This window comes from Streptomyces sp. MK37H (assembly GCF_018035285.1).
Taxonomy (GTDB): Bacteria; Actinomycetota; Actinomycetes; order Streptomycetales; family Streptomycetaceae; genus Streptomyces; species Streptomyces endocoffeicus.
In genome coordinates this window covers 1-23,384 of the sequence record NZ_JAAAYH010000105.1, presented here as the reverse complement: position 1 = coordinate 23,384, position 23,384 = coordinate 1, and the positions used below count along the sequence as shown (strand labels likewise).

The window sequence follows — 23,384 nt, the reverse complement described above, 5'->3', positions numbered from 1 at the left end:
ACGGGGGCCGACCCCAGGGTGCGGGAATTAGGGTCCTGTCCCGGCCCCGGTCCCGCTGTCCGGTCCCGGGCCTTCCCCTCGCCCCTGGAGGCACGTCATGAACAACCGTCTGTACGGAGACGACCCCGAGCCCGACGAACCCGTCCCGGCCGGACGCGTCCTGTACGTCCCCGTCCGGCCGGGACCCACCGGTTGCGCCGTGCGCCTCTTCCGTACGCCCCACGGCGGCCGTACCGCCGTCGGCTTCTCCACCCGGCGGCGGCTGGCCGCGGTCCTCGGCGCCCGGCAGACGTGGATCCGGCTCGGCGAACCGGCGCTGCGCGCCCTCGCCGCGCCGCTCGGCGCCACCTCGCTCACCGTGGACCCGCGCCTCGCGGCCCGCGACATCGCACCGCAGGCGCGGGAGCGCCGCCACAACACCGCGCTCGCAGTCGCACCACCGGCGCCATCACGCCACCGCAGCACCACGCTCGCAGTCGCACCACCGGCGCCACCGGCCCCGCCGCGCCGCCGCAGCACAACCCCCACATGGGCCCCGCAGGCCGTCGGCGCCGTGCGGGTGGCGGGGGCCGCCGCCCTCGCCGGGGTCCTCAGCGCATGACTCGGCTGAGGGAGGACGCCATGGTCACGCCACTCATCCCGGGCACCGCACACCCCACACCCCACACCACGCCCCGCGACGGCGCGCTGTCCGTCTGGCCCGCCTCGGCCGTCCCGTTCACCGATGGCGACCTGGCCGTCGGCGGAGTGTCGCTCACCGAGCTCGCGGACCGCTTCGGCAGCCCGGTGTACCTCCTCGACGAGGCCGAGGTCCGGGCCCGCTGCCGCGCCTACCGCGAGGCCTTCCCGGAGGCCGCCGTCCTCTACGCCGCCAAGGCGTTCCTGTGCCGTGCGATGGCGCACTGGGCGGAGGAGGAGGGCCTGGGCCTGGACGTGTGCTCGGCCGGAGAGCTGGAGCTCGCGGTCACCACCGGTTTCCCGCCCGAGCACATCGTGCTGCACGGCAACGCCAAGAGTCCGTACGAACTCCAGGCCGCCCTGCGCCTCGGGGTCGGGCGCATCGTCATCGACAGCCCCTCGGAGATCGCCCGGCTGGCCGTCGCCGTGCCCGAGGGCGGCCATCAGAAGGTCATGGTCCGGGTCGCGCCGGGCATCGCCGCTGGCGGCCACGCCAAGGTCCGTACCGGCACCGACGACCAGAAGTTCGGTCTGTCGCTCACCGACGGCTCGGCGCATCACGCCATCGCCCGGATCCTCGACCAGCCGCGCCTGGAACTGGTCGGCCTCCACTGCCACTTGGGCTCCCAGATCAACTCCGCCAAGCCCTATCTGGCGGCGGTACGGCGCATGGTCGGGCTGCTGGCGAGGATCCGGGACCAGCACGGGGTCACCCTCCCCGAGCTGGATCTGGGCGGTGGGCACGGCATCGCCTACCGCCCCGGCGAGCCCGACCTCGACATCGCCGCGCTCGGGCCCCGGCTGCGCGCCGAACTGACCGACAGCTGCGCGGCGGCCGGACTGCCCGTGCCACGGCTGATCATCGAACCGGGCCGCGCCGTCGTCGGACCGGCCGGGGTCGCGCTCTACCGGGTCCTGGCCGTCAAGCGCACCGAACACCGCACCTTCGTCGCCGTGGACGGCGGGATGAGCGACAATCCCCGCCCGGCGCTGTACGGAGTGCGCTACGCGCCCCGGCTCGTGGGCCGCGCCACCACCGCGCCGCCGACCCCCACCACCGTGGCCGGACGCCACTGCGAGGCCGGGGACGTGCTGGCGGGCGAGGCGGAGCTGCCGGGCGACATCCGCCCCGGCGATCTGCTCGCGGTGCCGGTGGCGGGCGCGTACCACCTCTCCATGGCGTCCGGCTACAACCTGGTCGGCCGCCCGCCGGTCGTCGCCGTGGCCGACGGCAGGGCGCGGCTGCTGATCCGGCGTGAGTCGCTGGACGACATCCGCGGCCGCGACGTCGGTCTGTAGCCCGATCGGCGCCTGAGGGAGGGGCGGCGATCCCGTCGCCCCTCCCCCGGGCCGGGGCACCGCGAACGCACCCGGACCGCGGCTCCGTTCACTCAAGCGCGCCGGTCGTCGTTCCCGCCGTCATCCGGCACCCAGCGCAGTACGTCGCCGGGCTGGCAGTCGAGTGCGCGGCAGATGGCGTCGAGCGTCGTGAACCGCACCGCCTTCGCCCGGCCGTTCTTCAACACGGCGACGTTGGCGGGTGTGATGCCGACGGCGGCGGCGAACTCGCCGACCGACATCTTGCGCCGGGCGAGCAGGAGGTCGAGGTCGACGACGATCGCCATCAGACCACCTCGGCCATCTCGGTCTCCAGATCCGTCGCCTTCCGCAACAGGCTCCGCATGATGACCATCAGCATCGCGAACGCCGTCCCCACGCCGACGCTCACCATCGCGGCTCCCACGGCGCCGATGACCTCCATGCCGTCGTCGGGAGTGGGGATCTCGGCCAGCGCCAGATGCCCGGTGACGCCGAGCGCCAGCAGCGTCGCCACGACCGAGGACGCGATGATGGTGTCGACCCAGCGGAAGGCCAGCGGTGTGAAGATAGCGCCACGGCGGACCATGGCGAGCAGCATCCACACCGCGACGAGCGCCACTTGGACGCAGGCGATGCCGAGGATCGCCACCGTCACGTACGGCGTGGCGAACGGGGCGTACGGAGGGAAGCGGTCGACCTCGTCGGCCGCCGTCGTCGGGATGACGACGATCTGGCCGAAGAGGCCCGCCATGATCGCTGCGACGATGCCGGCCCGGAGCGCGACGATGAAGAGTCGATGCATGTAATCGACTATCGATGGATTCCTATCGATAGTCAATCGATGTCCATCCGCTCGTCATAGCCCGTCCGGGGGTTGACGGTCCGCCCGGCCGCCCACCAGTTCTCGCTGTTCGTCTCGACCACGCACAGGACGATGTCATCCTCGGAGACGTCCGCGTACAGCCGGAGGTTCCTGCGGATGGCCGCGAACAGCTCCGTCTTCTGCTGGAGGTCACGGTCGTTGAAGAAGAGCTGGATGAACATCGTGCGGTCGCCGCGGCGGATGCCGAAGAACACCGGCTGCGCCTGGACGTTCTCGGGCTTGAGCTCCTGGATGAGGTAGAACTGGTCGTCCTGCGGCACCTTCCGGACGTCCACCATGGACCGGTGGATGCCCAGCGAGACATTCCGGCGGTACTCCGGGGTGGTGCGTGCCCTCGCGCAGGTAGATGTTGACCAGAGGCATGGTGTCTCGATCCGTTCTGCTGTGGTGTGCTCACCACGCCAGAACACCCATGACATTCCGCCAACGAATGTCTCGCATAGCGGATATGCTGCGTGCGCATGGACGTGCGCTCATGGACATGACCCTGGTCGGGCTGCGGGTGCTGCGCGAGGTGGCGGAGCGGGGCACGATCACCGCCGCGGCGGAGGCGCTCGGGTACACCCAGTCGGCGGTCTCCCGGCAGGTGGCCGCGCTGGAGCAGGCGGCCGGTGCCCGGCTATTCGACCGCCACCCCGGCGGTGTGCGGCTGACCACCGAGGGGCGCGCCCTGCTGCGGCACGCCGTGGTCGCGCTGGACGCGCTCGACGCGGCCGACCGGGAGTTGCGCGAGGGCGAGGCGGAGGACGGCCCGGTCCGGCTCGGCTTCTTCCCGACCGCCGGAGCGGTGATCGTGGCCCGTGCGCTGGCGACCCTGCGCCGGGAGCACCCCCGGATCCGGGTGAGCACACGCGAGGGCACCACCCCGTCGCTGGTGCGGGCGCTGCGCACCGGCACACTCGACGTCGCCCTGCTGTCGTCCAGGCCACCCCACCGCTCCCCCGACACCGACGCCCCGCCGCTGCGCGTGGAGCCGCTGTTCGAGACCCGGCTGGCCGTGGCGGTGGCGGCGAGCGGCCGGTTCGCCGGACGCGACAGCGTCACGGCCGAGGAGATCGCGGGCGAGCCGTGGATCGCCAGCCCGGCCGCCGCGGAGGAGCCACTGCTCGGCGTCTGGCCGGGGCTGCCGGGACGGCCCCGGGTGCGCCACACCGTCCGCGACTGGCTGACGAAGCTTCACCTGGTGGCGGCCGGGGCGGGCATCACCACCGCCCCGCCGGCGCTGCTTCCCGCCATCCCGCCCGGTGTGCGTCTCGTCGCCGTCGAGGGCGTGGCGGAGGAGGGGCGACGCGTCAGCCTCGTGCACGCGCCGGGCCCCGCCACCGCGTCGGCGAACGCGGTGGCGCACGCCCTGCGGCAGGAAGCCGCCGAGCTGGCCGACGCCCCCGACTGACTGACGGCCTCGGCCGACGCCCCCCCGGCCGAAAACCCAAGTGACGGCCTCGGCCGACGACCCGCGGCCCACGGCGGCCTACCGCGCGAGCTCCATGCGCAGGACCTTCGAGCGGTGTGCGCGGCCGTCCGGAGGCGGTGCGGTCGTCCCGCCATCGGTGATGAGGTAGGCCACGCGCCCGTACTCACCAGGGCCGCGGCCCCAGGCGATGCTCGACGGCCCCAGGAGCCGCAGGTCCAGGGGGTCACCGAGGACGATGTCCCGGGGCTGGTCCGGGGGCCCGTCCAGCAGCACACGGTCGAGGGTGTTCTGACGGTGCGTGGTGACGTAGGCGACGCCCGCGTCCTCGTCGAGGCAGAAGTCATCGGCCATCGTGCCGCCGCCGACATGCTCCGGCGCTCCGGCCGGGTCGAGGGTGCCGGGGTCCACCGGCACCCGCATGAACAGCCGCTGCGCCGTGGAGGTGTAGTACAGGTGGTGGGTCCGCTCCGCGTAGCGCACACCGTTGATGCCCGGCTGGGGCGGCTTCATGGTGCTGAGCGGGTCGTGCTCCATGCTCGGGTGGGCGAGCCAGACGTCGGCGGTCGCCGGGCCACCGGTGGCGGAGAGGTCGACACGCCAGACGAAACCGCCGAAGCAGTCCGCCAGCAGCAGGACGCCCGGGGCGATCAGACAGCCCCCGTTCAGGGCCCGCACCCGGGAGTCGAAGGTGAGGACCGTCTCGATCGCGGGGGCGGCGCCGGGTGGCCGGCCACGCAGATCGACCCGGCTCAGATACGACGCGTGTGTGGTGTAGCCGTCGCTGAGGGCCACGTGGAACACATCCGGCTCGGTCTCCACGACCGCCGAGACGAGGTGGTCGTAGGTGTGCAGGAGGGTCGGCTCGACCGGGGTGTCCGTCGTGCCGGATGCCGGGATCAGCCACAGCTGCTTGTGGTTGAGCGATGTCACCACGATCGAGTTGTCGCTTCGCACCGCGAGGTTCTCCAGGAAGGAGTGCTCGGGGAACTCGGCGACGGTGTGCAGGGTTGCGGTTTCCATGGTCGCCCTTCCTCGGGGTCTCACTGGTCCAGGCCGACCGCGTTCGACGGCACGTCGAACGCGGCGAGGGTCAGCGACACACCGGTGAACCAGCCCATCAGCACGGTGACGTCGACGATGCCCGCGTCACCGATCGTCTCCTGGGCCCGGCGGTACAGCCCGACGGGAATGACACGCTGTCCCACCAGCGATGACGCGAGTTCGTACACGAGCTGCTGCCGTGGGTCGTCAAAGGAGGTGGGACGGCCGGCGACGATGGCCGCCACCTTCCGCGGGTCGAGACCGCCCAGCGCCACGCCGATCTTCTCGTGCTCATAGGCGGCGTAGGCCGAGCGCCAGTGGCCGGTGACGACGTTTGTGACGATCTCGATCTCCGCCTTGGACAGCGACGAGTCCGTCTGGAAGTACGCACCGGTGGGCACGATCGCCGTCAGCAGCCGGGGATTGGCCAGCCAGATCTTGTGCGGGCCGGGCACCAGGCCGCGCAGCCGCCGTGTGTACTCGTACGCGCTGCGCATCTCCGGTGGCATGGCGTCGACCGGCGTCTCCACGTAGCGGCCGAACGTCCCGAAGTCCTCGGGATCCTCGAACATGGGATTTCTCCTCCTTGCGGGGCTACTTCCGCGGGGCCGGGCTTCCCGCCGGCACGTCGTACGCGTTGAGGACGACTCCCAGCGCCAGGTAGTGGACGGTCACGAAGACGATCGCGTCGAGGGCTTCCCGCCCCAGCGTCCTGACGGCCGTGTCGTACAGCGGGCCCGGCAGAGGGCCCTTCCCGGTCAGGGCGGTCGCGACGTCGGCCGCGAGCGCCTCCTCCTCGGTGAGGCCGGACGGGCGGCCACCCGCGCACAGCGTGGCCACCTGATCCGGCCGCAGCCCGGCCCGCGCCCCCATACGGGCATGCGCGTACAGCTCGTACGCCACGTCGAAGCGCGCTCCGATCGTCAGGATGACGACCTGTCGTGCCCGCTCGGAGAGTCCGGGAAGCCGCTGGGCGAGGTCGATGAACCGGGCGAGCGCCTGCCCCAGCTCCGGGAAGTGGAGCATCACTCCCCACGGTCCGACGAACGCTCCGTCGGCGTCGCGGACCTCGAATCCCGCGTATTCGTCGGCCTTCACCATGCTGTCGAAGGCGTCGTACAGACCCCGTTGCTCCGGGGTCAGTTCCTCGCGATGGAGCAGCGGTAGCCGCATGACCATCTCCTCTCTTCCGTGACTCTCTTCCACGACAACGAGCACGACAACGAGCACGACAACGAGGTCAGACGTCCCTGACCAGCCGGGTGTCGAAGGTGGTGACCGGAGCGACGCGCTCCTTGCTGACGACGACGTCGATCAACGCCGGGCGGGCAGTGGCGATCGCCTTCTCCAGGGCGCTCCGGAAAGCGTCGGCAGAGTCGACGCGGGCCGCGAACACCCCGTACGCCGCCGCGACCTTGGCGTGGTCGACGTCGAGGAAGTCGCAGACCTCCGACACGGGCTCCCCTCCGAGGGCGTGCTTGAACCCGACGTGTTCGTAGGCGAGGCTCGCGTTGTTCAGGACGATGGTCACCGCGGGAATGTCCAGCCGCAGCGCGGTCTCCAGGTCTCCTACGTGGTAGCCGAAGCCGCCGTCGCCCACGAGCGCGAACGCGCGGCGTTCCGCCCCCGCCGCGAGCTGTGCCCCGAGGACCGCCGGGAACGCCCAGCCGAGCGTGCCGGCGGCGCGCAGGAACGTCCGGCCGGGCGCGTGGACGGGAAACAGCGCGCCTCCCCAGGCGCCCATGAACCCGGTGTCCGCGACGAGTAGATCGCGGTCGTCCGCCAGCTCGCGCAGGATGGCCACGACGGCTTCGGGACGGACATGCCCGGCGGCGGGGCGGTGCGCGACGGCATGGAACGCCTGCCGCCAGGCCGCGCACCTGCTCCGCACCGACTCGCGCCATGTGTGGTGCGCACGGTTGCCGGACTCCGCGGGCAGTGCCACGGCAAGGGCACGGCACAACTCGCCCGCGTCGGCGACCACTCCCGCGCCGACCGTGCGGGTCCGGCCGATGTGCTCGGCCGCCACGTCGACCTGGACCACGTCCGCGTCCGCCGACGGCAGGGTGTAGGTGTCGGTCGCGAGGCCGCCGAGGTCGGTGCCGATCGCGAGGACGAAGTCGGCCTCGCGCGCGATCTCGTTCGCCACCTTGCTCGCATAGCGTCCCGCCACGCCGACCGACAGCGGATGGTTCTCGGCGATCGAACCCTTCCCGCCCAGTGTCGTGAGGACCGGAACACCCGCGGTTTCCGCCAGTCGGGTGAGGTCTTCGGCGGCATCGGCGGTCAGGACCCCGTTCCCGGCCAGGAGGACCGGTCGCAGGCTCCGGGCGAGGCGGTCGGCGATGTCGGCCACGGCGGCGGCCGAGGGAGCCGGCGGGGTCGGGCGACGGATCGGTGCGCAGGTGGCGTCGGCGTGCGACGGTTCGGCTTCTGCCGCGAGGTTGTCGGACGGTGCCGCTTCCGCCGCGAGAAGGTCGCACGGGATGTCGATGTGCACCGGCCCCGGGGCCCCCGCACCCGCGATGCGCAACGCCTGGGCGACGAGTTCACCGGCGCGGTCCGCCCGCGTGACCCGCGCCTGCCACTTCGTCACCGACTGGAACATGGGCGGCTGGTCGAGCTCCTGGTACTCGTATTTGTACTCGACCCGCGTCGAGACGGTGCTGGTGAGCGCCACGAGCGGGCTGTGGGCCCACCGGGCGTCCGCGAGCGCGGCGGCGACGTTCGCCGCGCCCGGCCCCCACTGCCCGTACACGACGGCGGGCTTGCCGGTGACGCGGGCGTAGGCGTCGGCCATCACCACGGACGCGGCCTCGCTGCGGGCCAGGCACATCTCGATGCCGTGATCGCGCAGGGCGCGCCAGAGCCACAGATCACCACCGGTGATCAGGAAGACCCGGTCGACGCCGCTGTCCCTCAGCGCGCGAGCGACGTCATGCGCGACCCGGGGCACGACTCCACTGACTGTCGCCACAAGCGTTCTCCTGCCTAAAAAAACGAATGACCGTTCTCTTATTTGCCACACTGCCTCGCCCGCCACCCGCTGTCAAGAAGAAGACGAACGATCGATCGCTTTTGATGTAGCCTGGCGTCATGCCGAAGGTGAGCCAGGAGTACCTCGACGCCCGCAGAGCGGAGATCCTGACCGCGGCGAGGCGCTGCTTCGTCCGGGACGGTTTCCATGAGACATCGATGCAGGATCTGCTCGCCGAGGCCGGGGTGTCCTCGGGGTCGGTCTACCGGTATTTCTCCAGCAAGCAGGACATGATCATCGCGATCGCCGAGGAGAACCTGGCCGAGGTGGTGCACGAGGCCCGCCGCCAGGCCGAGCGCAGGCCCGCCGCCGGGGTCGGCGAGGCGATCGCCGATCTCTTCGAGGTCATCAGGGCGAAGCACACGGAGAACGGCTTCGCCGCCATCGCGCTGCTGACCTGGTCCGAGTCCCTGCGCAACCCGACGCTCGCCGAGCGGCTCAGGAGCGCGCTCACCGAGGCGACGGCCGACCTCGCCGCCATCGTGCGGGAGCATCAGGATTTCGGCCATCTGCCGCCGGGCGCCGCGACGGACTCACTCGCCCAACTGATCACCTCCACCGTGCCCGGCTATATCCTCCAGCTCGCCACCCTCGGCCCCGACGCGGTCGACGGCCTGCCCGAGGCCGCCCGGGCACTCTGGCCGGCGCCCGAGGCGCAATAGACTGGACCAGCCAGTCCAGTCAAGAGGGGCGCCATGCACAAGGAGCTGACGGCGAAGGGGAAGGCCACCCGGAACCGGATCATCGAGGGCGCGGCCGCGGTGCTGCGCGAGAAGGACGTGTCGGTGGCCACGCTCGACGACGTCATGGCGCGCACGCGCACCAGCAAGAGCCAGTTGTTCCACTACTTCCCCGAGGGGAAGGACGAGCTGCTGCTGGCGGTCGCGCACCACGAGGCCGACCAGGTCCTGGAGGACCAGCAGCCGTATCTGGGCTGCCTGGACTCCTGGGAGGCGTGGCAGCGGTGGCGCGATCAGGTGGTCAAGCGCTACGCGGAGCAGGGTGAGGAGTGCCCGCTGGGCTCGCTGGTCCTCCATCTGGGCCGCTCCACCCCGGGCGCCCGTGATGTCGTGGTGACGTTGATGCGGCAGTGGCAGGAGAGCCTGGCCACCGGCATCCGGGCCCTTCAGGCGGCTGGCCGGCTGCCCGCCGGGCTGGATGTCGAGCACCGTGCGGCCGCCCTGCTGGCGGGCATCCAGGGCGGTGTGCTGATTCTCCAGTCGACCGGCCGAGCCGACCATCTGCGGGCCGCGCTCGATCAGGGCATCGGGGATCTGCGGCGCGCCGCCGTGGCCTGAGCGCCACGGATGAGCACACCGCGGCGGCCCGGGCGACCCCGGAGACTGGACTTGCAAGTCCATTTTTTCTTCGCACAGTGGCATGGCCCCGGCGGACCCCCGGGGCATCCATGGTGCGGAGAACGAGCGTGCGGGAGTGCGTGATGAGTGGACGGCTGCAGGACAAGAGGGCGCTGGTGACCGGTGCGACCAGCAACATCGGGCGGGCGATCGCGGAGCGGTTCGCCGCCGAGGGCGCGCATGTGGTGGTGTCCGGCCGCAGCAGCGAGCGGGGTACGGAGGTGGTCGACGCCATTCGCGCGCGGGGTGGCCGGGCCGACTTCGTACAGGCGGATCTGGACGGAAGCCCGGAGGCTTCCCGCGCCCTGGCCGAGGAGGCGGGGTCCGTTCTGGGCGGAGGCATCGACGTCCTGGTCAACAACGCCGGGATCTACCCCGGTGACAGCACCGCGGACACCGACGAGAAGTCCTTCGACCACGTCTACGCGGTGAATGTGAAGGCGCCGTTCTTCCTGACCGCCGCGATCGCTCCGGCGATGGCCGAGGCCGGTGGCGGGGCGATCATCAACCTGGGGTCGTGGATCGCCCGGCTGGGCATTCCCATCGGCGCGCTCTACAGCTCCAGCAAGGGCGCGATGGAGACCCTGACGCGGGCCTGGGCCGCCGAGTTCGGCCCGCGGGGTGTGCGGGTGAACGCAATCTCTCCCGGAGTGGTCCACACGCCCGTACCCGGCGAGGTGCACCCGGGCGAGGCCATGATGAACGGCACCCCGGCCGGGGGCGTCGGAAGTCCGGAGGCCATCGCGCACGCGGCGGTCTATCTCGCGGGCGACGAGGCCGAGTTCGTCCACGGCACCGTGCTGGACGTCGACGGCGGCCGTACCACGGCGGCCGTCATCGCGGCGTAGCGGACCGCGTGTTCCGGCGGGTGGGCATGGGGGCCGCGCTAGCGGTTCGCGGCGCCCCCCGGAGGCCGTCCGGGCGAGCGTGTCCGCCACCGTGGCGCACGCGAGCCGGACCACGGAGCGCAGCTCCGCGTCCGGCGCGCCGGCCCGGCCGTCCCTGGCAGAAGCCGCGTTGCCCCACAGCATGGCGTGGGAGGCATACTACGGGCGGCCCGTTCCCGTGCACACGGCGCTCACCGAGCGGGGGGTGACCGTCTCCGGCATCTGACCGCCCGCGACGCCTTCAGCCGCCCGGCTTCTCCCACACCGACACGACCCGCCCGCCCGAGGGACGGCCCCACTCCGTGTCGTGGTACGCCCCCATCGCCGCGGAGCTCAGCGCCCATGGGCAGCGAGGGTCGGTCAGGTGCCGGTCCCGGGCGCGCCGGATGTTCCGAACGTCCCCGGCAGGACCTCGGCGGCGTCCGGCAGATGCCACGGGTAGGGCGCGATCAGTTCGCTGACGGCCGGTTCGGGGCCCCAGGAGCCGGGGGCGTAGGGCTGGACCGGCGGTGGGTTCTCCAGGAGGGGGGTCGACGCGGCCCAGATGTGTTCGATGCCGCCTGACCGGGTGAACAGCGACTGGTCGCCCAGCATGGCGTCCAGGATGAGGCGTTCGTAGCCCTCGAGCCCGTTCTCCTCGCAGAACGACCCGGCGTAGCCGAAGGCCATCGTGGCCGGTGCGAGCCGCATCGCGGGGCCGGGCTCCTTGGTGAGGAAACGGGCGGCGATCCACCCGGGGTCCCCGAAGTCGATCACGATCTTGTTGCCCCGGTTCCGCTCCTGGTCGGCGAGGTCGGTGGGGAACATCCGCAGGGGCGGCTCGCGGAGTCCGAGGGTGATCACCTGGCGGCGCTGTGCGAGGCTCTTGCCGGAGCGCAGATGGAACGGGACCCCGGCCCACCGCCAGTTGTCCACCTCCACCCGCAGCGCGGCGAACGTCTCGGTCGTCGAACCGGGGGCCACGCCGGGTTCGTCGCGGTAGCCCTCGTACTGGCCGCGCACGACATCCCCGGGCCCGATGGGGCGCAGCGCCTCGAAGACCTTGTCCTTCTCGTCGCGCAACGGCTCGGCGGCGAGCGAGACCGGTGGTTCCATCGCCACGATGCCGAGCACCTGGATCAGATGGGTGACGATCATGTCCCGGAAGGCCCCGGTGCCCTCGTAGAAGTGGGCACGGCCCTCGAGGCCGAGCGTCTCGGGCACATCGATCTGCACATAGCTGATGTGGTCCCGGTTCCAGTTGGGCTCGAACATGCCGTTGGCGAACCGGAGGGCGAGGATGTTGTCCACCGACTCCTTGCCGAGGAAGTGGTCGATGCGGAAGACCCGGGATTCGTCGAAGACGGCGTTGATCGTCTCGTTGAGCGCCCGCGCCGACGCCAGATCGGTGCCGAAGGGCTTCTCCACGATCACCTTCGCGTTCTCGGCCAGGTCCGTGTCGCCGAGCAGGCCGATGATGGACGCGAACGCCGAGGGCGGAATGGCCAGGTGGAACAGTCTGCGGGACGGCCCGCCGAGGGAGTCCTCCGCCGCCCGTACGGCCGCGAGCAGCGGGCAGGGGTCCTCGGGGTCGGCCGCGCCGAAGGACAGCGACTCCTCGAAGGACTTCCACACCGGCCCGGTCGGCTTGGACCGTCCGAAGGTGGCGACGGCGTCATGGGCGAGGGTGCGGAACGCGTCGTCGCTCATCGCGGAGCGGGACGGGGTCGAGCCCACGATGCGGTAGCCGTCGGGGAGCAGGCCCGCGGCGGCGAGGTGGAACAGCCCGGGGAGCAGCTTGCGCTTGGCGAGGTCGCCGGTGGCGCCGAAGAGCACGATCACATGGTCGTCCGGTGCCGTCATCGCCCGCTCCTCTTCTCGGCGTGTCCGCCGAACTCGCTGCGCATGGCGGACAGCACCCGGTCGGCGAACTCGCCGAGGCCCCGGGACTGGAAGCGGTCGGTGAGCGCCGTGCTGATCACGGCGGCGGGCACGCCCTCGTCGATCGCGGCTCGTACCGTCCAGCGCCCTTCGCCGGAGTCCGAGACATGTCCGGTGAACTCGTCCAGCTTCGGCGACCGGGCCAGCGCGTCGGCGGTGAGGTCGACGAGCCAGGAGCCCACGACCGAGCCGCGGCGCCACACCTCGGCCACCTCACCGACATCGATCTCGTACTGGTACGCCTCCGGCTCGCGCAGCGGGGTGGTCTCCGCGTCGGCGGCGCGCTTGCGCAGCCCGGCGTCCGCGTGGTCGATGATGCTCAGCCCCTCGGCGATCGCGGCCATCATGCCGTACTCGACCCCGTTGTGGACCATCTTCACGAAGTGGCCGGCTCCGCTGGGGCCGCAGTGGAGATAGCCCTCCGGCGCCGTTCCGTCGGTGTGTCTGCTCGGTGTCGGCTCGGCGGAGCCGGTGCCGGGCGCGATGGTGCGGAAGATGGGGTCGAGCCGGGCGACGGGCCCGTCCTCACCGCCGATCATCAGGCAGTAGCCGCGCTCAAGTCCCCAGACACCGCCGGAGGTTCCGCAGTCCAGGTAGTGGATGCGGTGCGGGGCGAGCTGTGCCGCGCGGGTGATGTCGTCGCGGTAGTAGGAGTTGCCACCGTCGATGATGGCGTCGTCCGGGTCGAGGAGCTCGGTGAGCTGGTCGAGGGTGGGCTGTACGACAGCGGCGGGCAGCATGAGCCAGGCGGCCCGTGGCCGCTCCAGCTTCGCCACCAGGTCGCCGAGCGAGCGGGCGGCGACGGCGCCCTCGCCCTCCATTTCCCGTACGGCGCTTTCGTTGACGTCGTAGACCACACAGCGGTGGCCGTCGCGCATCAGCCGGCGCACGAGGTTCGCGCCCATCCGGCCGAGCCCGATCATGCCGAGCTGCATGGGGGTGTCGGTAGCCATGTGCTCTCCTGTCGCGTCATTGCCCGCTCAGCCCGGGGCCACCAGCTCGCGCGCCACCTGCGCGACGCGCTCGGGGGTGAATCCGAACTTCGTGAGCAGTTGTTTGAGGGGTGCGGAGGCGCCGAAGGTGTGCATGCCGACCACGGCCCCGTCCGCGCCGACATACCGGTCCCAGCCGAACGTGGAGCCCTCCTCCACCGCGACCCTGCGCGTGACCGCGGGTGGCAGCACCTGGTCGCGGTACTCGCGCGGCTGACGGTCGAACAGCTCCCAGCACGGCATGCTCACCACCCGGGACGCGATGCCCTCGGCGGTGAGCTCCTCGTGTGCGGCCAGGGCCAGTGCCACCTCGGAGCCGGTGGCGAGCAGGATCACCTCGGGCTCGCCCCGGTCCGCGTCCGCCAGGACGTAGGCGCCCCACGCGACACCGGTGGCCGCGCCGAGCCGAGTGCGGTCGAGGGTGGGCAGGGGCTGGCGGGAGAGGACCAGCGCGGCCGGCGCCCGGCGGAGACCGGCGACCGCCCGCCACGTTTCGGCGACCTCGTTGGCGTCGGCGGGGCGGAACACCAGCAGCCCGGGCGTGGCGCGCAGCCCCGCGAGCTGCTCGACGGGCTGGTGGGTGGGTCCGTCCTCGCCGACCCCGATGGAGTCGTGGGTGAAGATGTGCACGGTGGGGATCTCCATCAGCGCGGAGAGGCGAATGGCCGCCTTGGCGTAGTCGGAGAAGATCAGGAACCCGGACCAGTACGGACGGAGCTTCGTCAGCGCCATTCCATTGGCCACCGCGGCGGCCGCGTGCTCCCGTACGCCGAAGTGCAGATTGCGCCCGGCGTGGTCATACGGCTGGAAGTCGCCCGCACCGCCGAAGGTGAGGCGGGTCTTGGTCGACGGCGCCAGGTCGGCGGACCCGCCGAGCACCCAGGGCACCGCCTTGGCCACCGCGTTCAGCACCTGGCCCGAGGAGTCGCGGCTTGCCAGGCCCTTCGGGTCGGCCGGGAAGGCGGGCAGCGCGGTCTCCCAGCCGTCCGGCAGCTCTCGGCGCTGGATCCGCTCCAACTCGTCGGCGAGCTCGGGGTACGCGCCGCGGTAGGCGTCGAACGTCTTCTCCCAGTGGCTGCGCAACTGGCCGCCGCGTGCGCCGATCCCCCGTGCGAACCAGTCGGGCACACCGTCGGGGATGTGGAAGTCGGCGTCGGGTGGCAGGCCGAGGGCGCGCTTGGTGGCTTTGACCCCCTGCGGCCCGAACGGCGACCCATGTGCTTGCGGTGAGTCCTCGACCGGCGAGCCGTATCCGATGTGGCTGTGGACGAGGATCAGGGTCGGACGCGCGCGCTCGGCGCGGAAGGAGTGGAAGGCGCGGCCGATCCGGCCGAGGTCGTTGGCGTCGGCCACGGTGGTCACGTTCCAGCCGTAGGCCAGGAAGCGCGCGGCGACGTCCTCGGTGAAGGTGATGTCGGTGTGGCCTTCGATGGTGACCCGGTTGGAGTCGTAGATCCAGCACAGATTGGACAGCCGCAGGTGTCCGGCGAGCGAGGCCGCCTCGGACGAGACGCCCTCCATCATGCAGCCGTCCCCGGCGAGCGCGTACACATCGAAGTCGAAGAGCGTGAAGTCGTCGCGGTTGTACCTCGCCGCCAGCCACTGACCCGCGATCGCCATGCCGACGGAGGTGGCGACGCCCTGACCGAGCGGTCCTGTGGTCGTCTCGACGCCGCTCGTCCAGCGGTACTCGGGGTGGCCGGGGCAGCGCGAGTCGAGCTGCCGGAAGGACTTCAGATCGTCGAGGGTCACCGCGGGACGGCCCAGCACCTCGTACTCGGGGTCGACCGTGCGCACCCCGGTCAGGTGCAGCAGCGACCAGAGCAGGGCGGAGGCATGGCCCTCGGAGAGCACGAAACGGTCGCGGTTCGGCCAGATGGGATCGGCGGGATCGAAGCGCAGAAACCGCTGCCACAGTGTGTACGCGACGGGCGCCATCCCCATGGGCGTTCCGGGGTGCCCCGAATTCGCCTTCTGGACCGCGTCCATGCACAGTCCGCGGATCGTGTTCACCGACAGCGTGTCCAGGTCGGTCATGGCGACGCCGCCCTCCGTGCGCTCGATGAATGTCTGCGAAGCCTCGCTATACGTCGGATCGAACGATCGTCGCGAGGACATCGTTGAAGGCCTCGGTGGAGGTGGGGTGGGTGATCGGCTCCGATCCGGTGTTGATGAGGATCGTCTCCGCGGTGATCGTCAGAGGGCCGTCGGCGGTCTCGACGCGCACGGTGTGCGGATCGGTGAACGCGGCGGAGCCGGTGATCACCGAGACGGTGTCCATGTCGTTCAGCCCGTCGTAGTCGCCACCGCGGAACAGCTTCGTCAGCGCCTGCACCTCGCCGACGGAGCGCTCGTACCACTCCTGGGGCACATCCGCCGGTCGGCGCTTGCGGGAGTGGTGGACCAGTGCCTTGGTCGGCACACAGCCGACGTTCGGGCAGGTGCCGCCGTACATCCGTGCCGACCGCTCGACCAGCACCATGCGCTTGCCGAGCCCGCCCATCGTGGCGGCCACCGTCTTGCCGCCCTTGCCGAACCCGATCACGAGCACCTCGGCTTGCCGGCTGCGGTTGGTGGTGCCCATGGTCGCTCCCCTTCTCGGCCCTTCCGGGGGGTGCTGCCTCCGTCATCTCAACCGCACCACCAACACCGCGGCCCCGCAACTGGCCGCCCCCGGTGCCACCGCGCACCCTGGAAGCAGGCGGAACCGGAGGAGAAACGTGTGATGGCCGGACCGATAGCAGTGCTCTTCGACATCGACGAGACCCTGGTCCACACCGGAGGCTCCGGAGCCCGGAGTTGGGCCTGGGCCTTCGACCGGTTGCACGGCGTGGCCGCCGATATCGGAAAACACACCTCGGCCGGGGAGACGGATCCGCAGGTCGGCCGGGAGACGTTCCGGGCCGTGCTCGGCCGCGAGCCCAGTCACGATGAGATGGCCCGCCTGTACGCGGCGTATCTGTGGCATCTCTCGGAGGACATCCGGACCTCGGAGGGATATCGCGTCATGGACGGCGTCGAAGACACCCTGCGGCGGATCACGGACGCGGGGGTCGTCCTCGGGCTCATCTCCGGCGCGATGGAGGGCGCGGCCCGGATCAAGATGGAACCGGGCAGGCTGGGCCGCTATTTCGTGTTCGGCGCCTACGGCTCGGACTCCCCGGACCGGCCGGAGATCACCCGCCTGGCGATGGCCAAGGCCGCCCGGCTGCACGGGCACGATCTGGGCCGCTCCGATGTCTACGTGGTCGGGGACACCCCCCTCGACATCGAGGCCGCACGCGCGGCGAACGCGACCGCGGTGGGGGTCGCGAGCGGCCACTACTCCGTGGAGGAGCTGCGTGCCGCGGCGGCGGACCATGTGCTCACGTCGCTAACCGAGCCGTTCCCGCACACGTGAGAACGGCGTGCGAACGAGCGGGGGCCGACCCCCGGCTCAGCCTTGTGCGGCGGCGTCCTTGTCCCGGTCGTAGGCGGCCCGCGCCTCCAGCACCTCGTTCATGTGACGCATCGACCAGTTCTTCAGCGCCACCAACGGCTCGCGCAGCGTGGCGCCCAGTTCGGTGATCTCGTACTCGACCCGGGGCGGGACCTCCGGATGGATGGTCCGCCGGACCAGCCCGTCCCGCTCCAGCGCGCGCAGCGTCTGCGTGAGCATCTTCTCGCTCACCCCGTCCAGCTTCCGGCGCAGCGCCGTGTACCGCTTGGTGCCGGATTCCGCCAGTTCGCCGAGGACGAGGACGGTCCACTTGTCGCCGATGCGGTCCAGGACCTCACGGGACGGACAGCCGCCGGCGTACGGGTCCCAGTCGGTGCGCGGTGCTTTCGCCATGCCCGTGTCCTCCTCCGCCTCGTCGGCTTTCCCCGGAACCGTCAGCATACCGGAGCACCGGTAACTCTCCATAGGAGAGTAACCCCTACCAAAAAGTGGTCACTTCCCAACGGGGAGCCACTCCGGTGTACTTCTGACGGGGCGTACGAGCCCCTCCGAACCATGTGAACCACGCACCAGAAGCAGGAGTACAGACATGTCCATCGCCGTTACCGGAGCCACCGGCCAGCTCGGCCGTCTCGTCGTGGAGGACCTGCTGCGCCGCGGAGTGGCGGCACACGACATCATCGCCACCGGGCGGAGCACCGACCGGCTGGCCGGTCTGGCCGAGCGCGGCGTCCAGGTGCGGCAGGCCGACTTCACCGACGCCACCGGCCTCACCGAGGCGTTCAAGGGGGCGCGGAAGGTCCTGCTCGTGTCGACGACCACCGTCAGCGAGCGGTTCGACAACCACACCCGCGCCATCGACGCGGCCGCGCGGGCCGGTGCCGAGCTGATCGCCTACACCAGCACACTCAACGCGCACACCGCGAGCATGATCCTCGCCGACGCCCATGCGAAGACCGAGCGGTATCTGCGCGACAGCGGTGTGCCCGGGGTCGTCCTGCGCAACGGCTGGTACCTGGAGAACTACACCTCCCAGATCCCGCTCTATCTCCAGTCCGGAGTCGTGCCCGGCAGTGCCGGTGCCGGGCGGGTCAGCGCCGCGTCGCGACGCGACTACGCGGAGGCCGCGGCCACCGTCCTGACCGCCGAAGGGCACGCGGGCTCCGTGTACGAACTGGGCGGGGACACCGCCTTCTCCCTCGCGGAGCTGGCCACCGCGCTGTCCGCCGCCACCGGCCAGGAGGTGGTCTACGGCGACCTCCCCGCCGAGCAGTTCCGCAGTGCGCTGCTCGACGCCGGGCTGCCCGCCGAACTGGCCGAGGTGCTCGCCGACTCGGACCTCGGGCTGAAGCGCGGTGAGCTCTTCACCGACTCCTCGGATCTGAGCCGTCTGATCGGCCGGCCCACGACCACCCTCACCGACGCGCTCACCGGGGCTCTCGGCTCCTGACAGCGGGGCCACCGCGGCGGCGGTCGCCGGAGCCGCGCCGGTTCGGTGGAGACACGGGCCATGTCGATGCTTTGATCTGTTCCTCGGACGGACGCGTTCGAGCGCCGCGGAACAGAGGTGCGCATGGAAGGCAACGACGGACTGTCCGGGGAAACGTCATCCGGGGAGGCGCCATGAGGCTGTCCACCCGCATCGCGCTCGCGGTCGGCGTGAGCGTGCCGCTGCTGGTGCTGGCCTCCGGCTGGCTGCTGCTGCGTCTGGTCGGCGATGACCTGCGCGCACACCAGAACTCCCAGTTGCGCGCTCGCGCCACGGTCGTCGCCAAGAACGCCAAGGCGTTCCTCGATGTCGCCGGGACCGACCACCCGGTCATGGAGCAGACCCGGCAGCGGCGGCTGGTCAACTCCGCCCGGGACGTGGGCATCCGGCTGACCGCGCCCGGGGGCACGATCTCGGCCGGGCCGCAGCCCGATCCGGTCCCCTCGCTGCCCCGCAACGCCCCGAAGCCGGTCACCGTCACCTCCGGTGACACGGACTGGCTGGTCCTGTCGCTGCGTGTCGGTGCCGCGAAAGAGGGCACCACGCCGAATCTGTGGCTGTTCTCGCCGGACACCGCCGAGGAGGAGCTGACGCTGGTGCGCCAACGGGTCGTGTTCGGGGCGCTGGTGGCCGCGCCCCTCGCCGGGGCCACCACCTGGGCCATCGCGGCCCGGGCGGTCCTGCCGCTGCGGCGGTTGCAGCGGCGCACCAGCGGCCTGGACCCGAGGACCAGCGCCGTACGCCTGGAGCACACGCCGACCCGTATCGGCGAGGTCGACGACCTGGCGTACACGCTGCAGACCGTGCTCGCCCGCTACGACGAGCAGGTCGAACGCACCGGGGAGGCGCTCGCCACCGCCCGCGCGTTCGCCGCGACCGCGTCCCACGAGCTGCGCACCCCGCTGATGAGCATGCGCACCAATATCGACATCCTCGCCGACCACCCCGGTCTGGACCCCGTGGACCGGGCGGAGGTGCTCGAGGACCTGGGCCGCGAACACACCCGGCTGCTGGGGTTGCTGGTGATGCTCAGGGCGCTCGCGCAGGGCGACCTGGTCGAGGCGGACGCGTTCACCTCCCTGGACCTCACGGAGGTGCTGGACGCGTCCGTCTCCGACCTGCGGCGCACCCACCCGGACGCCGAGGTGTCCGTGCGCACCACCCCGGGGCTGCTGGTGCACGGCTGGGAGGAGGGGCTGCGCTCGGCCGTGGACAACCTGCTGACCAACGCCTGGACCCATGGCCGCGCCACCGACGGCACGGCCCACATCGAGGTGACCCTGCGCCACTCCGGCGACCCGCGGCAGCCGCTCGCCGTGCTCACCGTGGACGACCACGGCCCCGGCATCCCACCCGAGCGCCGCGAGGAGGTCTTCCAGCGCTTCCGGCGCGGCCCGGACAGCCCCGGCTCCGGCCTCGGCCTGACCCTGGTCGCCCAGCAGATCGCCCTGCACCGGGGCCGGATCACCGTACTGGACCGGCCCGACGGACGCCCGGGCACCCGCTTCGAGGTGCGGCTGCCGGTCACCGGCGTCCGGGACGTGGAGAGCACCCTGCCGCTGATGCGCCGGGACTGGCTGACCGGCCGCCACCCGCTGCCGGCGAGGTCCGGCACACGGGAACACACCGACCCGCGGGTCACCCGTGTCTCCACGACGTGGCCGGAATAGGGCCCTTCTGACGGATCTCCGCGGCGTCGCGGCGCCCTGCACGCACTCTCGGCGAAACGCCCGCCCCCGCGCACGGCAGCAGCGGGTGACGCGGGGGCGGGAGCGTATTCTGCCGGGCGTGTCGAGGGTGACGATCGGGGATGTGGCACGGGCGGCGGAGGTGTCGACCGCGACGGTGTCCAACGTGCTCAACGGCACCGGCCGGGTCTCGGAGGCGACGCGGGCCCGGGTGAGGGCGGTGGCCGGTGCGCTCGGTTACGGCCCGGTGGGCAGCGGCGGGCGCACCCTGGGGCTCGCGGTGACCGCTCATGGGGACAGCGCGTGGGACTTCGCGAGCGTGCCGTACTTCGCCCAGGCCATCAGCGCGGCCACCGTCGCCGCGCATCGGCGTGGCTATGCGCTGATGGCGATGCCCTCGGGACCGGCCGGGCACATGTGGCGCACCCTCCCGGCCGCCGGGGTGGTGGTGCTGGACAGCCCGCCCGGCGACCCCGTGGTGCGGGTGCTGCGGGCCCGCGGTCTGCCGTTGGTGTTCGACGGCCGTCCCGGCGATCTGCGGGCGCGGGAGACATGGGTCGACAACGACCACGAGGCCATGACCCGCCGTGTCCTGGAGCATCTGGCCGGGCAGGGCGCGGAGCGGATCGCGCTGATCGCCGGGCCCACCCAGGAGTACTACAGCCGCGCGGGCGCGGCGGCCTACCGGCGGTGGTGTGCGCGGGCCGGTGTGCGGCCGTACGTGGTCCCGTTCGACGAGGACGACTCCGCGCGGCGGGGTCTGGACGCCCTGCTGACCGGGGAGGGCGGGCCGGACGCGGTGTTCGGGCTGTACGACCCGTGCGGCCGTCAGATCCTGGCGGCGGCCGCGCGGTGCGGGCTTTCGGTGCCGGAGGACCTGATGGTGGTGTGCGGCAGCGAGGATCCGGCCTACGGGCGGACCGTCCCGCCCGTGTCGACGGTGTCGCTGGCCCCGGAGCAGGCCGGAACGGCGGCTGTCGACGCGCTGGTGGGCCTGGTGGAGAATCCGCCGCACACACCGCCGCCCGTGGTGATCGGGACTCGTCTGGTGGTTCGTTCGTCCTCGATGCGACGATCCCGTCGGCAGGCATCATGAGGGCGGGGCCGCCCGGGTCCCGTCGTGTGCGTCAGGAATCCGTGGGCGTGATGTCCAGCGCCGTCAGGAAGGCGGTCGCCGCCGGAGTGCGGGTGAAGCGGCTCCAGATGACGTACTCCACGCGGGCCGGTGCGTCGGCGACCTCGATGGTGACGACGCCCGCGAGATGAGGCGCGTAGGCGGTGGGGAGCATCGCCACGCCGAGGCCCGGTCCGACGAGCCGGGCGATGAAGTCCGCGCTGGTCACTTCGAAGGCGACGTCACGGGTGAGCCCTGCGGCCTCGAAGGCCAGGTCGGACTGGGCGCGTCCGGCGGTCCCGGCCGGGAGGTCCACGAACACCTCGGAGGAGAGCCTGCGCAGGTCGACCTGTGATTCCTCGGCGAGGGGATGGTCCGGCGCGACCACGGCGACGAGCCGGTCACGCGCGAGTTCATGGGCGGCGACACCTTGCGGGCGGGCGGCGGTCGGCAGGCCGAGGAACGCCACGTCGAGGGCGCCTTCCCTGACCTGCTCGACGAGGTCGTCGCTCGCGCCCACCCGCAGGCTGATGCGCACACGCGGGTACCGCTCGCGGAAGTCGCGCAGCGCGCCCGGGATGTCGACCGCGGTGACGGTGGGGATCAGGCCCACGGCGAGCCGTCCGCGTACCTCTCCGACGGCCGCGGCGACCTCGGCGGCCGCGCGCTCGGCGGCGTCCAGGCACTGGCGGGCGGCCGGGAGGAAGGCCGCACCGGCCGGTGTCAGCCGCACCCGGCGGCTGGTGCGCTCGAAGAGTCTCGCGCCGAGTTCCTTTTCCAGCCGGGCGATCTGGTGGCTGAGGGCGGACTGGACGACCAGACACCGTTCTGCGGCGCGCGTGAAGCTGTTCGTCTCGGCGACGGCGACGACGTACCGCATCTGCTGAAGCTCCATGGATCCATCGTGGATCGAGATCGATGAGGTGACAAACATGTGTTGGACTCATCAATGGCCCCGAGGTGAGACTTCGAGGCATGACACGGCACACCACAGAAGTGGTTTCCGGCGGGGCCGTCGGTGTCCGCCACGGAAACCTGCCACGCACCGCCCTGACGGCGCTCGCTCCCTCGGTGTGGGGCACGACGTATGTCGTCACCACCGAACTGCTCCCCGAGGGACACCCGCTCTTCGCGGGGTTCCTGCGCGCGTTGCCCGCCGGCCTGATCGCGCTGGCCCTCACCCGGACGCTGCCGCGCGGCGCCTGGTGGGGGAAGGCCGCGGCGCTCGGCGTGCTGAACATCGGGCTGTTCCTCCCGCTGCTGTTCGTCGCGGCAGAACGCCTGCCGGGTGGCGTGGCCGCCACCTTGGCGGCGGCCCAGCCGCTGGTCGTGGCCGTCCTGGCCGTCACCGTGCTCCATGAGCGCCTTTCGCTGTGGCGCCTCCTGTGGGGTGTGACGGGCGTCGTCGGCGTCGGGCTGGTGGTGATCGGGCCGAACGCGGCGCTCGACACCATCGGGGTCGTGGCGGGTCTCGCGGGCGCGGTCACGATGGCGCTCGGCGTGACGCTCACCAAGCGCTGGGGGCGCCCCGCCGGGGTCGGTGCCACCACCTTCGCCGGGTGGCAACTCACCGCGGGAGGGCTCTTCCTGCTGCCCCTCACCTTCCTCGTCGAGGGGGCACCTCCCGCGATCGACCTGCCCGCCGCTCTCGGCTACCTCTGGCTGGGGCTGGTCGGCGGTCTGATCACCTACGCCCTGTGGTTCCAGGGCATCACCAGCCTGCCCGTCGCCTCGGTCGCGGTTCTCGCCCTGCTCTCACCGCTGGTGGCCGCCGTTCTCGGCACCATCGTGCTCGACCAGACGCTCGGCCCGATCCAGCTCGTGGGATTCGCGCTCTCGCTCGCCGCGATCGTCGCGGGACAGCTTCCGCCACGCACCCGCGCACGCGCACGCGCCCGCACCCGGACACCCGGACACGACTCCGTCTCCACCCCCACCCCGGAAGGGACACCCCGATGAAGATCGCCGTTGTCGGAGCCGCCGGCATGGTCGGCTCGCGTGTCGTCAACGAAGCCGTGAGCCGGGGGCATGACCTCGTCGCGGTGTTCCGCGAGGAGCCGGCGGTCGCCCCGCCACCCGGGGTGATCGCCGTGCGGGGCGACGCGAACGACCCCGGCCACATGA

The 23,384-nt window shown here is 71.8% G+C and carries 24 protein-coding genes; 11 read left to right on the top strand and 13 right to left on the bottom strand.

Translation table 11 applies throughout. The annotated features are described in order from the left end of the window. Positions 1-97: 97 nt before the first annotated feature. Complete coding sequence (locus GWI24_RS17260) at positions 98-601, top strand: SAV_915 family protein (protein ID WP_210946839.1); 504 nt, start codon at positions 98-100, stop codon at positions 599-601. A 20-nt stretch (positions 602-621) separates the two neighbouring features. Then, positions 622-1,977 carry a diaminopimelate decarboxylase gene (gene lysA, locus GWI24_RS17255; RefSeq protein WP_210946838.1) on the top strand — a complete coding sequence of 452 codons (1,356 nt, stop codon included), beginning with the start codon at positions 622-624 and terminating at the stop codon, positions 1,975-1,977. A 92-nt stretch (positions 1,978-2,069) separates the two neighbouring features. Here the strand turns inward: lysA and GWI24_RS17250 are convergent, their stop codons facing one another. From GWI24_RS17250 to GWI24_RS17240, 3 genes are read right to left on the bottom strand one after another with little or no spacing between them, the layout of a single operon-like run. Further along, positions 2,070-2,303 (bottom strand): helix-turn-helix transcriptional regulator, encoded by a 234-nt coding sequence (locus GWI24_RS17250; protein WP_210946837.1) that lies wholly within the window; start codon positions 2,301-2,303, stop codon positions 2,070-2,072. Next, entirely contained in the window at positions 2,303-2,800 is a 498-nt protein-coding gene (locus tag GWI24_RS17245) for a DUF2975 domain-containing protein (protein WP_210946836.1), read from the bottom strand. The genes GWI24_RS17250 and GWI24_RS17245 overlap by 1 nt, the downstream gene beginning before the upstream one ends. A 32-nt stretch (positions 2,801-2,832) precedes the next feature. Beyond that, positions 2,833-3,159 carry a tautomerase family protein gene (locus GWI24_RS17240; RefSeq protein ID WP_247616505.1) on the bottom strand — a complete coding sequence of 109 codons (327 nt, stop codon included), beginning with the start codon at positions 3,157-3,159 and terminating at the stop codon, positions 2,833-2,835. A 197-nt stretch (positions 3,160-3,356) separates the two neighbouring features. Between GWI24_RS17240 and GWI24_RS17235 the strand changes: the two genes are divergently transcribed. Beyond that, on the top strand, positions 3,357-4,274 hold the full coding sequence (locus tag GWI24_RS17235) for a LysR family transcriptional regulator (protein WP_210946835.1): 918 nt from the start codon (positions 3,357-3,359) through the stop codon (positions 4,272-4,274). 78 nt (positions 4,275-4,352) lie between these two features. On the opposite strand, the gene GWI24_RS17230 is transcribed toward GWI24_RS17235, so the two are convergent. The 4 genes from GWI24_RS17230 to GWI24_RS46560 form a co-directional block, all read right to left on the bottom strand. After that, positions 4,353-5,315: a hypothetical protein gene (locus GWI24_RS17230; protein WP_210946834.1), complete on the bottom strand. Its 963-nt coding sequence runs from the start codon at positions 5,313-5,315 to the stop codon at positions 4,353-4,355. A 20-nt stretch (positions 5,316-5,335) separates the two neighbouring features. Beyond that, complete coding sequence (locus tag GWI24_RS17225; protein ID WP_210946833.1) at positions 5,336-5,908, bottom strand: carboxymuconolactone decarboxylase family protein; 573 nt, start codon at positions 5,906-5,908, stop codon at positions 5,336-5,338. Between the two features lie 22 nt (positions 5,909-5,930). Then, positions 5,931-6,509 (bottom strand): carboxymuconolactone decarboxylase family protein, encoded by a 579-nt coding sequence (locus GWI24_RS17220; protein ID WP_210946832.1) that lies wholly within the window; start codon positions 6,507-6,509, stop codon positions 5,931-5,933. A 67-nt stretch (positions 6,510-6,576) separates the two neighbouring features. Continuing rightward, positions 6,577-8,313 (bottom strand): thiamine pyrophosphate-binding protein, encoded by a 1,737-nt coding sequence (locus GWI24_RS46560; RefSeq protein WP_210946831.1) that lies wholly within the window; start codon positions 8,311-8,313, stop codon positions 6,577-6,579. Between the two features lie 119 nt (positions 8,314-8,432). Between GWI24_RS46560 and GWI24_RS17210 the strand changes: the two genes are divergently transcribed. From GWI24_RS17210 to GWI24_RS17200, 3 genes are all read left to right on the top strand, one after another. After that, complete coding sequence (locus tag GWI24_RS17210) at positions 8,433-9,035, top strand: TetR/AcrR family transcriptional regulator (RefSeq protein ID WP_210946830.1); 603 nt, start codon at positions 8,433-8,435, stop codon at positions 9,033-9,035. A 33-nt stretch (positions 9,036-9,068) separates the two neighbouring features. Continuing rightward, positions 9,069-9,671, top strand: coding sequence for a TetR/AcrR family transcriptional regulator (locus GWI24_RS17205; RefSeq protein WP_210946829.1), 603 nt, complete (start codon positions 9,069-9,071; stop codon positions 9,669-9,671). Positions 9,672-9,814: 143 nt separating this feature from the next. Continuing rightward, on the top strand, positions 9,815-10,579 hold the full coding sequence (locus GWI24_RS17200; protein ID WP_210946828.1) for an SDR family NAD(P)-dependent oxidoreductase: 765 nt from the start codon (positions 9,815-9,817) through the stop codon (positions 10,577-10,579). Between the two features lie 399 nt (positions 10,580-10,978). Here the strand turns inward: GWI24_RS17200 and zwf are convergent, their stop codons facing one another. Genes zwf through GWI24_RS17180 form a run of 4 tightly spaced genes read right to left on the bottom strand, consistent with a single transcriptional unit; the run spans position 10,979 to position 16,114 of the window. After that, positions 10,979-12,460, bottom strand: a complete 1,482-nt coding sequence (gene zwf, locus GWI24_RS17195) for a glucose-6-phosphate dehydrogenase (protein WP_210946827.1) — start codon at positions 12,458-12,460, stop codon at positions 10,979-10,981. Further along, a complete protein-coding gene (gene gnd / locus GWI24_RS17190; protein WP_247616504.1) occupies positions 12,457-13,491 on the bottom strand; it encodes a phosphogluconate dehydrogenase (NAD(+)-dependent, decarboxylating) in 1,035 nt (344 codons plus the stop codon). The genes zwf and gnd overlap by 4 nt, the downstream gene beginning before the upstream one ends. Before the next feature lie 27 nt (positions 13,492-13,518). Beyond that, a complete protein-coding gene (gene tkt, locus GWI24_RS17185; RefSeq protein ID WP_210946826.1) occupies positions 13,519-15,567 on the bottom strand; it encodes a transketolase in 2,049 nt (682 codons plus the stop codon). Between the two features lie 46 nt (positions 15,568-15,613). Then, on the bottom strand, positions 15,614-16,114 hold the full coding sequence (locus GWI24_RS17180; protein ID WP_247616503.1) for an FAD-dependent oxidoreductase: 501 nt from the start codon (positions 16,112-16,114) through the stop codon (positions 15,614-15,616). Positions 16,115-16,255: 141 nt separating this feature from the next. Here GWI24_RS17180 and GWI24_RS17175 point away from each other — a divergent pair, with 141 nt between their 5' ends. Further along, complete coding sequence (locus tag GWI24_RS17175; RefSeq protein ID WP_210946825.1) at positions 16,256-16,930, top strand: HAD family hydrolase; 675 nt, start codon at positions 16,256-16,258, stop codon at positions 16,928-16,930. 36 nt (positions 16,931-16,966) lie between these two features. Here the strand turns inward: GWI24_RS17175 and GWI24_RS17170 are convergent, their stop codons facing one another. Further along, positions 16,967-17,362 (bottom strand): helix-turn-helix domain-containing protein, encoded by a 396-nt coding sequence (locus tag GWI24_RS17170; protein WP_210946824.1) that lies wholly within the window; start codon positions 17,360-17,362, stop codon positions 16,967-16,969. 196 nt (positions 17,363-17,558) lie between these two features. Here GWI24_RS17170 and GWI24_RS17165 point away from each other — a divergent pair, with 196 nt between their 5' ends. The 3 genes from GWI24_RS17165 to GWI24_RS17155 all read left to right on the top strand — a co-directional run bounded on the left by GWI24_RS17165 (position 17,559) and on the right by GWI24_RS17155 (position 21,242). Then, a complete protein-coding gene (locus tag GWI24_RS17165) occupies positions 17,559-18,419 on the top strand; it encodes an SDR family oxidoreductase (RefSeq protein ID WP_210946823.1) in 861 nt (286 codons plus the stop codon). 173 nt (positions 18,420-18,592) lie between these two features. After that, positions 18,593-20,128, top strand: coding sequence for a HAMP domain-containing sensor histidine kinase (locus GWI24_RS17160; protein ID WP_210946822.1), 1,536 nt, complete (start codon positions 18,593-18,595; stop codon positions 20,126-20,128). 118 nt (positions 20,129-20,246) lie between these two features. Continuing rightward, on the top strand, positions 20,247-21,242 hold the full coding sequence (locus GWI24_RS17155; RefSeq protein WP_308343701.1) for a LacI family DNA-binding transcriptional regulator: 996 nt from the start codon (positions 20,247-20,249) through the stop codon (positions 21,240-21,242). A 31-nt stretch (positions 21,243-21,273) separates the two neighbouring features. Here GWI24_RS17155 and GWI24_RS17150 read toward each other — a convergent pair whose 3' ends face one another. Next, on the bottom strand, positions 21,274-22,155 hold the full coding sequence (locus tag GWI24_RS17150; protein ID WP_210946821.1) for a LysR family transcriptional regulator: 882 nt from the start codon (positions 22,153-22,155) through the stop codon (positions 21,274-21,276). An 80-nt stretch (positions 22,156-22,235) separates the two neighbouring features. Here GWI24_RS17150 and GWI24_RS17145 point away from each other — a divergent pair, with 80 nt between their 5' ends. Beyond that, positions 22,236-23,219 carry an EamA family transporter gene (locus tag GWI24_RS17145; RefSeq protein ID WP_210946820.1) on the top strand — a complete coding sequence of 328 codons (984 nt, stop codon included), beginning with the start codon at positions 22,236-22,238 and terminating at the stop codon, positions 23,217-23,219. Positions 23,220-23,384 lie beyond the last annotated feature (165 nt).

Excerpts from the sequence above, each read along its gene's own strand:
- GWI24_RS17260 (WP_210946839.1), top strand. The coding sequence starts at position 98 with ATGAACAACCGTCTGTACGGAGACGACCCCGAGCCCGACGAACCCGTC.
- lysA (WP_210946838.1), top strand. The coding sequence starts at position 622 with ATGGTCACGCCACTCATCCCGGGCACCGCACACCCCACACCCCACACC.
- GWI24_RS17250 (WP_210946837.1), bottom strand. The coding sequence starts at position 2,303 with ATGGCGATCGTCGTCGACCTCGACCTCCTGCTCGCCCGGCGCAAGATG.
- GWI24_RS17245 (WP_210946836.1), bottom strand. The coding sequence starts at position 2,800 with ATGCATCGACTCTTCATCGTCGCGCTCCGGGCCGGCATCGTCGCAGCG.
- GWI24_RS17240 (WP_247616505.1), bottom strand. The coding sequence starts at position 3,159 with ATGGTGGACGTCCGGAAGGTGCCGCAGGACGACCAGTTCTACCTCATC.
- GWI24_RS17235 (WP_210946835.1), top strand. The coding sequence starts at position 3,357 with ATGGACATGACCCTGGTCGGGCTGCGGGTGCTGCGCGAGGTGGCGGAG.
- GWI24_RS17230 (WP_210946834.1), bottom strand. The coding sequence starts at position 5,315 with ATGGAAACCGCAACCCTGCACACCGTCGCCGAGTTCCCCGAGCACTCC.
- GWI24_RS17225 (WP_210946833.1), bottom strand. The coding sequence starts at position 5,908 with ATGTTCGAGGATCCCGAGGACTTCGGGACGTTCGGCCGCTACGTGGAG.
- GWI24_RS17220 (WP_210946832.1), bottom strand. The coding sequence starts at position 6,509 with ATGCGGCTACCGCTGCTCCATCGCGAGGAACTGACCCCGGAGCAACGG.
- GWI24_RS17210 (WP_210946830.1), top strand. The coding sequence starts at position 8,433 with ATGCCGAAGGTGAGCCAGGAGTACCTCGACGCCCGCAGAGCGGAGATC.
- GWI24_RS17205 (WP_210946829.1), top strand. The coding sequence starts at position 9,069 with ATGCACAAGGAGCTGACGGCGAAGGGGAAGGCCACCCGGAACCGGATC.
- GWI24_RS17200 (WP_210946828.1), top strand. The coding sequence starts at position 9,815 with ATGAGTGGACGGCTGCAGGACAAGAGGGCGCTGGTGACCGGTGCGACC.
- zwf (WP_210946827.1), bottom strand. The coding sequence starts at position 12,460 with ATGACGGCACCGGACGACCATGTGATCGTGCTCTTCGGCGCCACCGGC.
- gnd (WP_247616504.1), bottom strand. The coding sequence starts at position 13,491 with ATGGCTACCGACACCCCCATGCAGCTCGGCATGATCGGGCTCGGCCGG.
- tkt (WP_210946826.1), bottom strand. The coding sequence starts at position 15,567 with ATGACCGACCTGGACACGCTGTCGGTGAACACGATCCGCGGACTGTGC.
- GWI24_RS17180 (WP_247616503.1), bottom strand. The coding sequence starts at position 16,114 with ATGGGCACCACCAACCGCAGCCGGCAAGCCGAGGTGCTCGTGATCGGG.
- GWI24_RS17175 (WP_210946825.1), top strand. The coding sequence starts at position 16,256 with ATGGCCGGACCGATAGCAGTGCTCTTCGACATCGACGAGACCCTGGTC.
- GWI24_RS17170 (WP_210946824.1), bottom strand. The coding sequence starts at position 17,362 with ATGGCGAAAGCACCGCGCACCGACTGGGACCCGTACGCCGGCGGCTGT.
- GWI24_RS17165 (WP_210946823.1), top strand. The coding sequence starts at position 17,559 with ATGTCCATCGCCGTTACCGGAGCCACCGGCCAGCTCGGCCGTCTCGTC.
- GWI24_RS17160 (WP_210946822.1), top strand. The coding sequence starts at position 18,593 with ATGAGGCTGTCCACCCGCATCGCGCTCGCGGTCGGCGTGAGCGTGCCG.
- GWI24_RS17150 (WP_210946821.1), bottom strand. The coding sequence starts at position 22,155 with ATGGAGCTTCAGCAGATGCGGTACGTCGTCGCCGTCGCCGAGACGAAC.
- GWI24_RS17145 (WP_210946820.1), top strand. The coding sequence starts at position 22,236 with ATGACACGGCACACCACAGAAGTGGTTTCCGGCGGGGCCGTCGGTGTC.